The sequence below is a fragment of the Trinickia symbiotica genome (assembly GCF_002934455.1).
Taxonomy (GTDB): Bacteria; Pseudomonadota; Gammaproteobacteria; order Burkholderiales; family Burkholderiaceae; genus Trinickia; species Trinickia symbiotica.
The window spans coordinates 42891-56922 of the sequence record NZ_PTIR01000019.1 but is presented as its reverse complement, the minus strand read 5'-3'; the positions used below and the strand labels follow the sequence as shown (position 1 = coordinate 56922).

12 protein-coding genes and 1 pseudogene are annotated in these 14032 nt (G+C 62.8%); 3 read left to right on the top strand and 10 right to left on the bottom strand.

From position 1 onward, the window contains the following. Nucleotides 1-197 precede the first annotated feature (197 nt). Nucleotides 198-453, top strand: a pseudogene (locus B0G57_RS23480) (helix-turn-helix domain-containing protein); the annotation flags it as partial. Nucleotides 454-620: 167 nt separating this feature from the next. On the opposite strand, the gene B0G57_RS23475 reads toward B0G57_RS23480, so the two are convergent. From B0G57_RS23475 to B0G57_RS23465, 3 genes are all read right to left on the bottom strand, one after another. Beyond that, nucleotides 621-1991: an MFS transporter gene (locus B0G57_RS23475; RefSeq protein ID WP_018442238.1), complete on the bottom strand. Its 1371-nt coding sequence runs from the start codon at nt 1989-1991 to the stop codon at nt 621-623. 225 nt (nt 1992-2216) lie between these two features. Beyond that, on the bottom strand, nt 2217-2525 hold the full coding sequence (locus tag B0G57_RS23470) for a non-heme iron oxygenase ferredoxin subunit (RefSeq protein WP_018442237.1): 309 nt from the start codon (nt 2523-2525) through the stop codon (nt 2217-2219). A gap of 45 nt (nt 2526-2570) precedes the next feature. Beyond that, on the bottom strand, nt 2571-3665 hold the full coding sequence (locus tag B0G57_RS23465; RefSeq protein WP_035469095.1) for a fatty acid desaturase family protein: 1095 nt from the start codon (nt 3663-3665) through the stop codon (nt 2571-2573). 163 nt (nt 3666-3828) lie between these two features. Here B0G57_RS23465 and B0G57_RS23460 point away from each other — a divergent pair, with 163 nt between their 5' ends. Then, complete coding sequence (locus tag B0G57_RS23460; protein ID WP_026229962.1) at nt 3829-4890, top strand: LacI family DNA-binding transcriptional regulator; 1062 nt, start codon at nt 3829-3831, stop codon at nt 4888-4890. 27 nt (nt 4891-4917) lie between these two features. On the opposite strand, the gene fghA is transcribed toward B0G57_RS23460, so the two are convergent. From fghA to senB, 3 genes are all read right to left on the bottom strand, one after another. Beyond that, entirely contained in the window at nt 4918-5763 is an 846-nt protein-coding gene (gene fghA / locus B0G57_RS23455; RefSeq protein ID WP_018442234.1) for an S-formylglutathione hydrolase, read from the bottom strand. Between the two features lie 21 nt (nt 5764-5784). Next, nucleotides 5785-6891 (bottom strand): S-(hydroxymethyl)glutathione dehydrogenase/class III alcohol dehydrogenase, encoded by a 1107-nt coding sequence (locus B0G57_RS23450; RefSeq protein ID WP_018442233.1) that lies wholly within the window; start codon nt 6889-6891, stop codon nt 5785-5787. A gap of 86 nt (nt 6892-6977) precedes the next feature. After that, complete coding sequence (gene senB, locus B0G57_RS23445) at nt 6978-7994, bottom strand: selenoneine biosynthesis selenosugar synthase SenB (RefSeq protein ID WP_018442232.1); 1017 nt, start codon at nt 7992-7994, stop codon at nt 6978-6980. Here senB and senA point away from each other — a divergent pair. Next, entirely contained in the window at nt 7993-9204 is a 1212-nt protein-coding gene (gene senA / locus B0G57_RS23440; protein WP_018442231.1) for a selenoneine synthase SenA, read from the top strand. The genes senB and senA overlap by 2 nt on opposite strands. Nucleotides 9205-9282: 78 nt before the next feature. On the opposite strand, the gene B0G57_RS23435 is transcribed toward senA, so the two are convergent. The 4 genes from B0G57_RS23435 to B0G57_RS23420 all read right to left on the bottom strand — a co-directional run bounded on the left by B0G57_RS23435 (nt 9283) and on the right by B0G57_RS23420 (nt 14030). Then, on the bottom strand, nt 9283-10173 hold the full coding sequence (locus tag B0G57_RS23435) for a hypothetical protein (protein WP_018442230.1): 891 nt from the start codon (nt 10171-10173) through the stop codon (nt 9283-9285). A gap of 656 nt (nt 10174-10829) precedes the next feature. Further along, a complete protein-coding gene (locus B0G57_RS23430) occupies nt 10830-12182 on the bottom strand; it encodes a F390 synthetase-related protein (protein ID WP_018442229.1) in 1353 nt (450 codons plus the stop codon). After that, on the bottom strand, nt 12169-13017 hold the full coding sequence (locus B0G57_RS23425) for an MBL fold metallo-hydrolase (protein WP_018442228.1): 849 nt from the start codon (nt 13015-13017) through the stop codon (nt 12169-12171). The genes B0G57_RS23430 and B0G57_RS23425 overlap by 14 nt, the downstream gene beginning before the upstream one ends. Then, nucleotides 13014-14030, bottom strand: coding sequence for an NAD-dependent epimerase/dehydratase family protein (locus B0G57_RS23420; RefSeq protein WP_018442227.1), 1017 nt, complete (start codon nt 14028-14030; stop codon nt 13014-13016). Before B0G57_RS23420 ends, B0G57_RS23425 begins: the two co-directional genes overlap by 4 nt. Between the last annotated feature and the right edge of the window lie 2 nt (nt 14031-14032).

Below are 14032 nucleotides of genomic sequence, written 5' to 3'. Positions count from 1 at the left end.
CATCGAACTCAAATTCGGGCTGAGCGCCTAGCTCGTGTTTTCACACAGCCTCGGTCGCGTGCAGTCATTAGCGCATCCGCCAGTCCGTGAGACGCGACGGATCTCGGGACGCCAGGTGTCGTCCATATCGAGTTCGTCGGCAGGCATGCGGATTACGGCAAAATCGACGCAGAGACCGTGGAGCTAGGGTGAAGACGATGGATGTGCGACCGCTGCATACCGAGCAGGACTACAACGAGGCGCTCAAGGTGCTATCGGCCCTTGTGGATGCCGACCCGGCACCGGGAACGCCCGAGGGCGATCATCTCGAGATTTTGGCGACTCTTGTGGAGAATTACGAGGCACACCATTTCCCGCTGGTGCTTCCAGATCCGATTGAAACCATCAAATTCCGCATGGACCAGGGGGGCAGCCAGCGATATTCAGTCGTACTTTGGCAATCTAAACCGCGTGAATGACGGTGCTGATTTCCGAGGCGTAGAGGATTTTCGGCATGACCGAGGGTAGACGAGGCGCGATGGCGCTCGCTCCCCCCGGCTGGCCGAAGGTCACCGTCAAGGTGGAGGGCCGGCATACCAGCCCTCGATCGACCACGGGGATAGCGGGCTGACTTCCAAAGATCACCCGGCATGCCGGATGTGACCTCTCCGGTGCATCCGATGCAACTGATCGTAATCGCCGGAGATATCCTTGTTCGTGTAGTCCCCCATCAGCCAAGCTGCGACCAGACTGAATATCGCGCAGATGAGGATATAACCCGCGATCGCGTAACCCGAATGCGAGTAAGCGAAAATCGCGGTGGCGATGAGCGGCGCCGGGCCGCCCGCGATGACCGAGGCGAGTTGATAACCCATCGACGCCCCGCTGTACCTCAGGCGCCCCGTGAACGACTCAGCGATCAGCGCCGCTTGCGGACCGTACATCATCGAGTGCGGTACGAGCGACAACACGATGGCGAGGAAGATCCAGCCGGGGCTTTTCGTTCCCATCAGCGCGAAGTAGATGAAGCCGAATATGCCGACAGCGGCCGCGCCGATCATGTACATGCGGCGCCGCCCGATCACATCGGACGCATGACCGAAAAACGGTATCGTGAAAAACTCCACGACCGAGGCGGTCAATACCGCGGTCAGCAGCAGATTGCGCGATGCACCAAGCGTCGAGATGCCGTACGTGAAGACAAAGGCCGTATAGATATAGAAGGGCGCCTGCTCGGCCATGCGAGCGAAGGCCGAGAGGAGCACATCCCTTGGTTGGCGCCGCAAGACCTCGAGCATCGGTGTCTTCTCGATGCGCTGCTCAGCCAGCAGCCGCCTGAAGACCGGCGTTTCGAGAATATTCAGCCGTATGTAAAGGCCTATGGCGACGAGCACGATGCTGAGAATGAACGGCACTCTCCAGCCCCAGGTGACGAAGCTTTTTCCCGAAATCGTACTGACAACGAGGACGGCGAGATTGGCCAGAAACAGTCCCGCCGGCACGCCGAACTGAGGCCAGGAGGCGGCGAAGCCGCGATGCGCGCTGGTCCGCGTCCATTCCATCGACATCAATACCGAGCCGCCCCATTCGCCGCCGACGCCGACACCCTGAATAAAGCGCAAAGCCGTGAGGATGACGGCGCCCCAGATGCCGATGGAGGCGTAAGTCGGGACGAACGCCACGGCGAAGGTGGCGAGGCCCATCAACAGCAGCGTGACGATCAGCGTGGCCTTGCGGCCGATGCGATCGCCGTAGTGTCCGAAGATCGCCGCTCCGACCGGCCGTGCCACGAAGCCGACGGCATAGATCAGAAATGCCTCCAATGTCCCGACGAGCGGGTCCGATTTCGGAAAATAGAGCTTCGCGAAAATGAGGCCGGTGACCGTGCTGTAGAGGAAAAAGTCATACCACTCAATGGTGGTGCCGACGGTGCTGGCGATGACGGCGCGGCGCAATTGACGCCGGGCGTCGTCATCGGAAAGGGGCGCACCCCCGGGTTGCGAGGTAGCCATATTGGATCTCCGACGACGATAGTCGTAAATCCAATATAGGCGATTTGCATAGTGACGACTGGCGCCGGCGCCGCCGAGGGATTGCGCGTTTGCCCTTATACGAGAAGACCTTTGAGCTTTACCTCGCTATTTGCGACGTACTTCCGGCGCCCACAGCTATGCCCTGCGCATACGTGCAAACCCCATTTATCTGACGAAGCTCCGGGCCGGCCCGAATCCATGACGTCAGACCTCGATGAGAATTCGTCCGCCCTCGACCTTCGCCGGGTAGGTCTTGAGCTTCTCGCACACCGGCGCGCAGAGCGGGCGGCCGTCGCGCAGGTCGAAACGGCCGTTGTGCTTCGGGCATTCGATCACGTGCCCCATCACGAATCCGTCGCTCAGGTGCGCGTGCTCATGTGTGCAAAGTCCGTCGCTGGCGTAGACGTCGCCGTCGACTCGATAAATGGCATACGTGCGGCCCGCATGATCAAAGCGCATGACATCCTCGTCTTCGATGTCGCCCAACGCCGCCGCGTCGATCCACTGCGTCATGTTTCATCTCCTCCCCGAGCTTTCGGCCCAGGTGATGTCGTCGCTTCAGGCCTGCCCGGCAGTGCGCGGGGCGCCTGGCACCGGTCGTGTTACGTGGTATGAAGGATCCCGCGTCTGCCGGATCAGCGCCGGAATGATTTCGGCGTAGGCCGCGATCGTGCTGCCATAGCGCGGGGGCATGTCTGCTTTCACCACCTCGTGCAACCGCGGCAGTGCGTGGAAAGGAACCATCGGAAACATATGATGTTCGACGTGATAGTTCATGTTCCAGTAGAGAAACCGGAACAGCGGATTCATCATCACCGTCCTGCAGTTGAGGCGATGATCGAGCACGTTTTCGGGCATGCCGGCATGCTGGGTCAGGCCGAAGTACAGATAGAGCCAGGCGCCGTAGAGGCTCGGCAACCCGATATAAAGGAGCGGAAGAAAGGTACGGAAGTAGACGCACGCGGCGATGACTGCGGCATGGATCGCAACGGTGATTCGCGCTTCCCGGATGACTTTCGGCCATTCCGACTCAGGCACGTAGGTCCGGGCCTCGTCGTCTATTCGACCGAATGCGGCGGCCAGCATCTTCGGCAACTCGTTCGAAACGTGCTTCAGCGCCACGGCGTTGAGCGCAATCCCGAGCCAGTCGGTTGGCCGAGGCGATGCGATCTCCGGATCGCGGCCCACGACGAGCGTGTCCGTATGATGGCGCGCATGACTCCAGCGCCAGACCGTTGCGCGACGAAAAATCTGAAACGAGGCGACTTGATAGAGCGCGTCGTTCATCCACCTCGTCTTGAACGCGGTACCGTGCCCGCACTCGTGCCAGCGTGAATCGGCGGGACTGCAATACAGCGTGCCGTAGAGGAAGAATGCCGGAATCGCCCAAAGCGAATGGGCATGCCACGCGAACCACGCCAGCACGCCACTGAAGACGATGGCCGCATACCAGATCACCGTGTCGCGTATCGCGGCCGCATCGCTGCGTTGCATCAACTGCTTCATGAGAGGACGCGGAACGGCGCACTTGTACCACTCGGCGTTGACGAGGCCGGCGGCTCGCGCGCGTTCGCCGGCCCCGCCGATGAGCCGGTAGGCCGCGTATCGCGACGCGGAGGAAGCCGTGCGCGAGCGAGTCTCCGTATCAGGCACCCGTGTCTCCTTGATTTGTTTGAAGTGCGTGTTCTTGCTGTCCGAACGTGTGATCAAGTTAGGCGAGAAGCGCTTGTCGCTCAACCCGAAGATTGACGAGATTTCGCCAAAGCTCTACGGTACGACTTCGGCCCCAGATCACAGCATCAGCGGAGGAGAAGCGGTGTCGGAAGCAGGTCAGGCCAAATGGAGAAAGCGGACCGCACGTTTCGTCGAGATTGCCGAGCTTGCCGGGGTCAGCACGACCACGGTCGATCGCGTGTTGAACGAGCGCGGCAGCGTGTCGCCCAAGACGCGCGAACGCGTCGTCGCGGCCGCGCGAAAGCTCGCGTTGCCGCGCCTTTTGCCCGACACGCATCACGGCCTGATCCATATCGACGTGCTCGTGCCCGATAGCAATGCGCCGTTTTTTGCCCGCCTGCGTCAGGCGCTACAGCGCTCTGTCCAGATGCTCGACAAGCGAGTCGTCGTGCACGTCGTGCCGATGTCGGGCGAGGATGAAGAGCGAATTCCGGAGATCGTCGGCCGCTCGCGCTACCGGCGCGCGGCACTCGTCGTGACCGCGCGCGATACGCCGCGTGTGCGCGACGCGCTGGCGGCGGCAATCGGGCAAGGCGAAGCGGTCGTCACGATGGTGACCGATATCGCGGGTATCGACCGGGCCCACTATGCGGGTATCGACAACCTGCGCGCCGGCCGCACCGCCGGGTACTTCGTGGGGCGTCTCGCCAAGCAGCCGGGCAGGGTCTTGTTGCTGCCGGCGCGTATGGACTATCGGGCCCATATCGATCGCATCGAAGGGTGCCGCATGGAGCTCGCCGAGCGCTTCGCGCACCTCACTTGCGAGGTCGAGCCCTCCGAGACGCGCGATGAGGATGACCAATGCTATCGAGCGGTGAGCGCCGCGCTCAAGCGCGGAGGGCTCGTCGCGATCTACAACACAGGCTACGGCTCAGCGGGGATCGAAGCGGCGCTGCGCGGATTCGGCGGCGCGGGAAAGGTGGTGTGGGTCGGGCATGAAATGCTCGACCGGCATCGCGACTACATCGAGGCCGGCCTCATGGATATCGCGATCGATCAGGACCCGGACGGGCAGGTGATATCGGCCCTGCAGCACGTTCTGCACGCGTGCCGCGTGGTCGACGAAGCCCCGCCCTCCCAGCCCGTCGAATTCCGCCTGTTCTGCTCGGCTAACGTCAGGGCCAGTCCTTATCTGCAGTCCTGAGCGACTGCCGCTGAACGTTCGAGCGAATTACCCTCGCAGCACGCGCGCATGATGCACGATGTGATCCGCGATGAACGTCTGGATGAAGAAATACCCGTGATCGTAGCCCTCGTGACGACGCAGCGTGAGCGGCTGTCCCGCTGCCCGGCAGGCTGCTTCGAACACGTCCGGATAGAGCTCGCGTTCGAGAAACGGATCCGCCAGCCCCTGATCGACGAGAATCCCTTCATCGAAGCGCCGCGACGCGTGCGCGACGAGCTCGCTCGCGTCGTACGCTTTCCATGCTTCGCGGTCGGCGCCGAGATAGCCGCTGAACGCCTTTTCGCCCCAGGGGCAGCGCATCGGCGCGGCGATCGGCGCGAACGCCGATACCGATCGATAGAGGTCAGGATTGCGCAGCGCGAGCATCAGCGCCCCGTGTCCACCCATCGAGTGGCCGAAGATGCCGAGCCGTGCTCCGTCGATGGGCAGGTTCGACCTGACCGCGTCGCGCAGTTCGTCGCGCACGTACGTGTACATCCGATAGTGCTTCGACCACGGCGCCTGGGTCGCATCGACATAGAAGCCGGCGCCCACCCCGAAATCCCACGAATCCGTTTCGCCCGGCACGCCGGCGCCGCGCGGGCTCGTGTCCGGCGAAATGAGCGCGAGCCCGAGCTCGGCGGCGAAGCGTTGCGCGCCGGCCTTGATCGGAAACGTCTCATCGGTGCACGTGAGACCCGCCAGGTAGAACAATCCGGGCACGCGTCCTGCGCTAGCCTGCGGCGGCAGGAATACCGAAAAGCGCATCGGCAGGCCGATCGCCGCCGAATTGTGCCGGTACATCCGCTGCACGCCGCCATGGCAGGCATGTTCCTCAACCAGATCCAACATCGCTCGCCTCCTTCGCCAGATTCAATAGAGCACCACGGAACGGATCGATTCCCCTTGCTTCATGAGGTCGAACCCTTCGTTGATCTTCTCGAGCGGCAGCGTGTGCGTGATGAGGTCGTCGATGTTGATTTTGCCTTCCATGTACCAGTCGACGATCTTCGGCACATCGGTGCGGCCGCGCGCGCCGCCGAATGCCGAGCCTTTCCATTGCCGGCCCGTCACGAGCTGGAACGGCCGCGTGCTGATCTCTTCGCCGGCCGCCGCCACGCCGATGATGAACGACTGGCCCCAGCCCTTGTGCGTGCACTCGAGCGCCTGGCGCATCACCTTTGTGTTGCCGATGCATTCGAACGAGTAGTCCGCGCCGCCATCGGTCAGCTGAACGATATGGTCGACGATGTTGTCGACCTCGTTCGGATTGATGAAATGCGTCATGCCGAACTTCTTCGCAAGCTCGACGCGCTTAGGGTTGATGTCGACGCCGATGATCTTGTCCGCGCCGACCATCTTCGCGCCTTGGATCACGTTGAGCCCGATGCCGCCGAGGCCGAAGACGACGACGTTCGAGCCGGCCTCGACCTTCGCCGAGTAGACGACGGCGCCCACGCCCGTGGTGACGCCGCAGCCGATATAGCAGACCTTGTCGAACGGGGCATCCTCGCGGATCTTCGCGACCGCGATCTCGGGCACGACGATGTAGTTCGAGAACGTCGACGTGCCCATGTAATGGAAGAGCGGTTTGCCGTCGAGCGAGAAGCGCGAAGTCGCATCGGGCATCAGGCCTTTACCCTGAGTCGCGCGGATCGCCTGACAGAGGTTCGTCTTGCGCGAGAGGCAGAACTTGCACTGGCGGCACTCGGGCGTGTAGAGCGGAATGACGTGGTCGCCTTTTTTCAGCGTGCCGACGCCCGGCCCGATATCGACGACGATGCCCGCGCCTTCGTGGCCGAGAATCGCTGGGAAGAGGCCTTCCGGATCAGCGCCCGATAGCGTGTAGTAGTCGGTGTGGCAAATGCCCGTTGCCTTGACCTCGATCAGCACTTCCCCGGCGCGCGGGCCTTCGAGCTCCACTTCCTCGATCGTCAGCGGAGCGCCCGCCTTCCATGCGACGGCTGCTTTCGTCTTCATCCTTTATATCCTCGATTGATCGGTTGCCCGCCCCCCCTCGGGGGGCCGATTACGATAACTGATTTAGTGTCCGTTGCCAAAGTTCTTCAATGGGGCGTCACGGCGGACAGCGCATCATCGACGAGCTTGACGACTGCCGCTTGCTCCCTCTCCGGCGCGAATAAGGGCGCTCGCTCGGCACATTGTCGCTCCAGCTCCGTCAGAAACGCTCGATCGCGGCTCGCTCGATCGAGCAGGCGCGCCAGTTCTTCGTGATCGCCCAACGTGAAGTACCCGCTGTAATCGCGGCCAAGCATGCCGACGTTGCCTGGAATGCGGCTCGCGAGGACGGGCACGCCTGCATTCACGGCCTCGATGATCACGTTGGCGCCGCCTTCCATGACGCTCGCGACGACCAGCGCCCGCGCGGCGGCGATATGCCGTAGCGTCGCGCCGTGGAGCTGCTCGGCGAGCCAGACGTATCGCGGCGTCCCGGGCCAGGCCCGCGCTTGCAATGCCTCGGCCGCGAGCCGATACTCGTCGGCGAGCGCGCGGCCGATGTGAATCAGCCGCACGGACGAATCGTCGGGCAGGCAGTCAAGCGCACGCATGGGCGTCAGCGGGTCTTTTTCGGCGCGCATATGCCCCACCATGACGACGTCGAAAGTCCGGCCTTTGCGCGCGGCTGCTGGGTGCGTCTTCGGCGCGGGCGCGGACTGATAGATGACGCGGCACTTGACTCGATGAGGCGCGGCAAGCTCGGCCAAGCCTTCTTCCTGCAGCACGACGAGGTGCGTGGCAAGATCGAGCGAGCGGCGGGCCGATTCGTCGGAGCGAATGTCGCGGTAAAGATCGGTGCCTGTCAGCACGACGACGAGCGGACGATCCGGGCAGGCCTCGGCGAACGCGGCGATGGAGGGGGCCGAGCGCCGCGCATGCAAGGCGATCAGACAGTCGGGTGGCTGCTTGTGAGCGTGCTCGGTCGGCGGCCATTCCGCCGTGAGTGAAATTCGATAAGCAGTGCTGAGAAACTTCGACCATCGGTGCGCCGTCTGCCAGTTGCCGTTGTTGGCACCGCGCAACGCCGGGCTGACGATAGCGACTTCGGCGACTGGAGAACTCATGACCTTACGAGTCGATGGCATCGCGGCAAGGAACTTGAACAAATCGCAACTGGACGCGGCGTTCGTCGACGCTCACCGGTCGACCTGGGCCGTCTTGCAGGATCTTACGCCTGCGCAGCTGCAGGTTCCCTACGACCGCGGCATCAACCCGCCACTATGGGAGTATGCGCATATTGCCTGGTTCACGGAACATTGGGTACTGCGCGATCCCCGGCGCGACCCGGATGGCCGGTTTGCGGCCACCCGTCCGTCCATACTCGACCATGCCGACCGTTGGTACGACTCGATGCGCGTGGCGCACCGCGACCGCTGGCACCTGGACCTTCCGTCGCGGGCGGAGGTTCTCGAGTATGCGGATACGGTGCTCGAGCGTGTGCGAGCCGCGCTCGCCGCGGCCGCGGAGACGGACGAGGCGCTCTATTATTTTCGGCTTGCTCTCTACCACGAGGACATGCACGCGGAAGCCCTGACCTATATGCGGCAGACGCTCGATTATTCACCGCATAAATCTCTCGCATTGGCGACGCTCGACGATGACGGCGGCGCGGGCACGCGCGAGGTCGCCATCGGCGGCGGGGTGTTCGAGATGGGCGGCGCGAGCGAGGAAGGGTTCGTTTTCGATAACGAGAAATGGCGGCATCCCGTCGAAATTGCGCCGGCGCATATCGATCGTCAATGCGTGAGCAACGCCGAATTCGCCGAGTTCGTCGAGGCGAACGGCTATCGCGACGAGCGCTGGTGGTCCGAAGACGGCAAGGCGTGGCTGAAAGACACTGGGCTCAAGAGGCCGCTGCGATGGCGCGAATCGGAAGGCGACGGTACCGGGCATTGGGAGCATCGTTGGTTCGGGCAATGGGAGCCGCTTCCGCTTTCGCTTCCGGTCTGCCACGTCAACGCGTACGAAGCGGAAGCCTTTTGCCGCTGGCGCGGCCGACGTCTGCCCACCGAAGCGGAATGGGAGTATGCCGCCTGCAGTGGAGCCATCGATTGGGGCGAGTCCGTCTGGGAATGGATGGCCGATAGCTTCGAGCCGTATGCGGGCTTTTCGGCGGATCCGTACGACGCATATTCGGAACCTTGGTTTCATACGCATCGCAGCGCACGCGGCGCGTCGTTCGCCACGCGCGATCGGATGCGCCATCCTCGCTATCGAAATTTCTATCTGCCGCACCGCAATGACATTTTCGTGGGATTCCGGTCTTGTCGCTAATCGATGACTGGCGGCTCCGGTCGCGAGATCTGGGTCTGACTTAGCGCTGGCGCGCAATGGACGAAGCTCGTCGCTTCCTCACAGCAGCATTCGCACTTTTCGTACGCACTCGTGCTCGTCGATGAGGTGGGAGGTGCGGGAGGTCCACACCGCGTCGAGCGCAGGCCTGACGAGGTCGAGTTCGGTCGATATCACTTCCTCGCGTCGAAAGCGTTGACGGTTCGTTGCCTGCGCTTCGACGATCGCTTGGTCTTGTCGCAGAACGCGACGCAAAAACGGCCACGCGAAAAGGCTGATACCCCAGCGCGGCGCCCATCTGTTCTCGACATGCAGCGTTCCGTGAACGCGCGTCAGCGATTCGCCGATCGGGGAGAAGTGAAGGGTGAAATACAACGCGCTGCCGTTGCGGTATCGATATTCCAGTTGCGCGGTGCCCGCGGCGGCCGCATCGAAATAGGCGCGCTCGACTTCGCGAGGCGATTCGAATAGCCGATAGAGCAGACCGCTCTGATCGGCATGGCCGTGATAGTCGACTTTCAGCGAGCCCGCCGAACGGGAGACTGTCGCCTCGGCCGTGCGGCGGTGACGGGGGCTGCGCACCAGACCCCGGTGCACGAAATGGGTATGTTGCGCATCGAGAAAATTTTCGAGCGCATCGATTGCGCGACCCTTCCACGTCGATTGCCAGACGAAACGCTGTGCCTGTGCCGCGGAACGATGCATGAACGCGGGCAGCGAATTCGATTGCATTTCCTTCGGGCCTTCGCCATCGAGCCGCACCCAGACCAGACCATCGAACTCCGAGGCACGCGGGTTGCATTCGAGCACGCTTAATTTGCCGTCGACATGCTGGATCCAGTCGAACGACAATTGACCCGTGAAATCGAGTTTTCTCGCGAACGATGCGACGAAGCCACGGATCGCTTCGATGCTGGCCGGTTCGAAATAAAAGCTCGAACTCGTTTGCATCCGCCAAGTGGGGCGATAAAGACTGTGAGCGACGAGCCCGCCCTTTGTCCGCGACGCTGTACGAGCAGTACTCGGTGCCGGTCTGATACCTCTGAGCGACCCATCGGCCCAGTGGCGCGAGCTCGGGCGCATCGTCCGGAATTCCATTCCGATAGAGCCGCACGTGAACGCCGAATCGCGAGAACTCCGGCTTCAATACGACGGGTCTCGTCCCGGCCCAGGCACGCGCCTCGCCGATCGATGTCACCGTCGATGACCACGGGACTTCGACGCCGCACCCTTGCGCGAGCGAAAGGAAGCGCCACTTGCTATGGATATCGCGCAACTTGTCGAAATCGTCCGCGAGTACGCGCACCTCTTGCGGCAAGCTTTGTCGATAGCGCGAGACGAAAAAGACTTCCTCGCAGGTGGGCACGACCAGCTCGATGGCATGGCTGCTGCAGGCGCGCGCAAGATCTGCGGCGAATCGCGCCGGCTCGTGACGGGGCGACGCGATGCGCAGCGTCGTCTTCACGGCCCGGGAAGCACCGCTGGTCGAGCAGGAAATGCTGTCCGCGACCGTGACGGTCCAGCCTTGATGTGCGAAGCGACGCGCGTGATCCAGCGCGACCGGTGCTCGCCCTCCGAGTATCAGAACGTTGCGCGTCATGGCGTTTCTATGTCGAATGCATGCTGTCGAATTGACTCGCCGATGGTCGCGTGACGCAAACGATCCGTCTGCGCTTGGCGGCGTTCGCGCGTGCTTCGAGGGTCGCGCGCCGCCAGGCGGGCGGCGTCATGCCCTGCATGACGATCAATTCGTCGATCGCCCGGCGCACCGATGCGAACGCGGCTTCTTCACCTTCTACCGCCAGATGCAGGGTTACATTGTGCTGCGCGAGAGTGTAATCGACGACGCAATCGGCGTGTCGTGCGATCGCATGCCGAACGGCATCGGGAAAGAGGGGCATCAGGCGCCCCGTGGACGACGAGGGGAGCCAGAGCACATCATCGACGCGGCCATCGATGGCCGCCAGCGCGCGCGTGACACGCCCGCATCGGCATGGCTCGCTCCGCAATCGCAAGATGTCGTCGAGACGATAGCGGACGATCATCTGCGTTCGCCGCGTGAAGTCCGTGATGATCGGGACGAACCGCGTCCGAGTCTCGTCAAGCCATTCGGCCTCGATATGGACGAACTCTTCGTTGAGATGCAACGATCCGTGCTCGCATGTGTAAGCGAGGAAACCTTCCGTGCACTGGTATAACTGGTGCACCGGCTTGCCATAAGCTGCGCGGATTCGCCGCTCGTCGTCGGGCTCGAGAACCTCCGCGACGGAGATGAGTTTGCGCGGCTGCAGCGGCAAGCGGCCGTCGAGCGACTCGCTTGCGAGCCAGGCCAGAACGCTGGCCGGCGCGACGAGGACGTCCGGATCGAATTTCGCCAATGCCCCCGCATGGGTATGCGCACCCGATTGCAAATCGAAAAATCGGAAGTCGATGAACCGACTTTTCAGCGTCGTGTAAAGCGCGCTGTTCGCACGCAGGAAAAGCGCGACACGCAAAGGTGTCATTCTTCGCACGAGGCATCCGAGCAGATCGCGGTCCAGCGTCCGCGCGAGCAGGATGCCTGCCCATGTCGCGCGCTCGTCGGCGCTCGCGAGGAAGACGCCGGGGCGTCCTTGGGTGCCGCTCGACAATCCTGCCGTGAGCGACGGATCGAAGCCGGTCGGCGGTGGTTGCCCGGTTTCGGCGGCGCGCGCCGCCGCTAGGGCGTTTTCGAGTTCGATGCCGCGCGTGTTGAACCCGGAGAAGTGTTCGAGCATCGTTTGCTTCTGGACGATGGGCAGCGATGTCAACTCGCTGACGCACGCCTCTCGATAGAAGGGCGCCTTTTCCAAGGTCGTCGAGAGGAACGCATCGAGCCGACGGCGTTGCCATCGGTCTAGCGAAGCGCGATTGGGGAATCGCAAGCCATACCGCGTGCGGATGAACGCCCGTACCGTGCACAGGAACTCAGCGGGTTTCATCGCTCAGTTGTTTCCATGTCGATTCGCAGTGGGATGGCACCATCATGAGGCTCTCTTGTCGGGCGAGGACCTGCCGAAGGCCGGCGAATGTCGAGAGATATTCCCGCTTGTCGGCAAAAAGCTGCGACGCGATCCACGTCGGCGCGCGGTCGCGCCTGAGCGCATCGAGCGACCAGCACGCGTCCGCGACGAGAAAAACGGTGCGTGCTTCGGTGGTTTTAAAAAGCAGCCCGAGTTGGCCCGCCGTATGACCGGGCAATGGCACGCCGGTCAGACTCCCGTCACCGAGCAGATCGAAGCCGTATCTGAATGGCCGCATCGAATCGGGCAATACGACTCGCGGGCAATCGTCCACATAGGTCAACGTCATGTCGAACCGATCGGGAAGCAGCATACGAAGATAGCCGCGCCGCAACCCGCCGATGCGCGACGCCCGGCGCATGGCTTCGACTTCGGCTCTCATGACGAAGATCTTTGCCCGCGGATAGTCGCCGATTCCCGCAATATGGTCCGCATGCAGATGTGAGACGAACAAATGCTTGATATCGTCCGGCGTAAAGCCGTGAAGCCCGAGCTGCGTTGCCAGCGATTCGCCAGGGTTGAGCGACACTGGCGTGACGAGACGGTAGAGATGCTCCGGAAAGCGTTTCGTCGCGGTAAAAAAGGCATCGCTGTACCCCGTATCGAACAGCATCGGGCCGTGACGCGGATGAATCAGCAGGCACGCTAACGCGGGAAACGGAACGGCGGCGAATCGTCCGCCTCGTTGAGCGATGCACTCGGGATGCGAGCAATGTCCGACCTTGAGGAGGCGAAAACCGATCTCCGCGCTCATCGATCGTTCTTTCGGTGCGCGGCAGCGGCGAACCACGCGGCCGTGCGCGCAATGCCGACGTCGAGCGGGACGCGTGGCACGTAGCCGAGCAATATGCGCGCACGCGTCAGATCGAGCGTTTGCGAAAACGCCAGCAGTCCCGCCGAATAACGCGTGATCGGGGGCTCCCAGTCCGGCCGGAGCCGCGCGGCCCGTTCGAGAAGCGCGGCTATCGCATCGACGAGCGGATAGGGAACGGGGCGCACGCGGAGCTCCAGTCCGAAGGCTCGCCCGAGCTTCGCGAACATGTCGCGCACTGTCATCGGTTCGCCGTTGCTGATATTCACGACGGCGCGTTCGATATCGGCTCCGAGCGCCAGCATGACGGCATCGACGACGTTGTCGACATAGGTCAGATCGATCAATGCGTTGCCGCCTCTCATCAGCGGCAATCGCGATACCTTGGCGACACGGAAGATGCGCGGCAGCAGCGTGGCATCCCATGGACCGAAGATCGCTCGCGGGCGCAGCACGATAACGGAATCGCTCTGCGCGCGCGCGACGAGGTCTTCCGCGATTCCCTTGGTTCTCGCATACTCGTTGACAGGCGGCGGCAGCGGCTCCTCCTCCCGAATGCCCAGGCGATCACGAAAATCGAAGTAGAGGCTCGGCGTGGAGATATGAACGAGACGGGGGATGCGCCGGGCTTCGCATGCGCCGACAACCTCGCTCGTAGACGCAACATTGGCGCGCTCGAACGCTTCGCGCCGGCCCCAAGGCGACGACAGCGCGGCACAGTGGATGACCGCATCCGCATCGGCTGCCGATTCGGCCAGCAATGTCGCGCTCTTCGGGTCGCCGTGCTCGAGCATGACGAAACGAGTTTCGAGGTCGTGCCGCTCCATGCCGGCCAGCACATCGGCCGCGTGCTTCGGATTTCGCCCGGTGAAGACGACGCTATGGCCCGAAGCGTTCAGTCGCCACACGATATGACGTCCGAGAAAGCCCGTTCCTCCCGTTACGAGCACTCGCATCT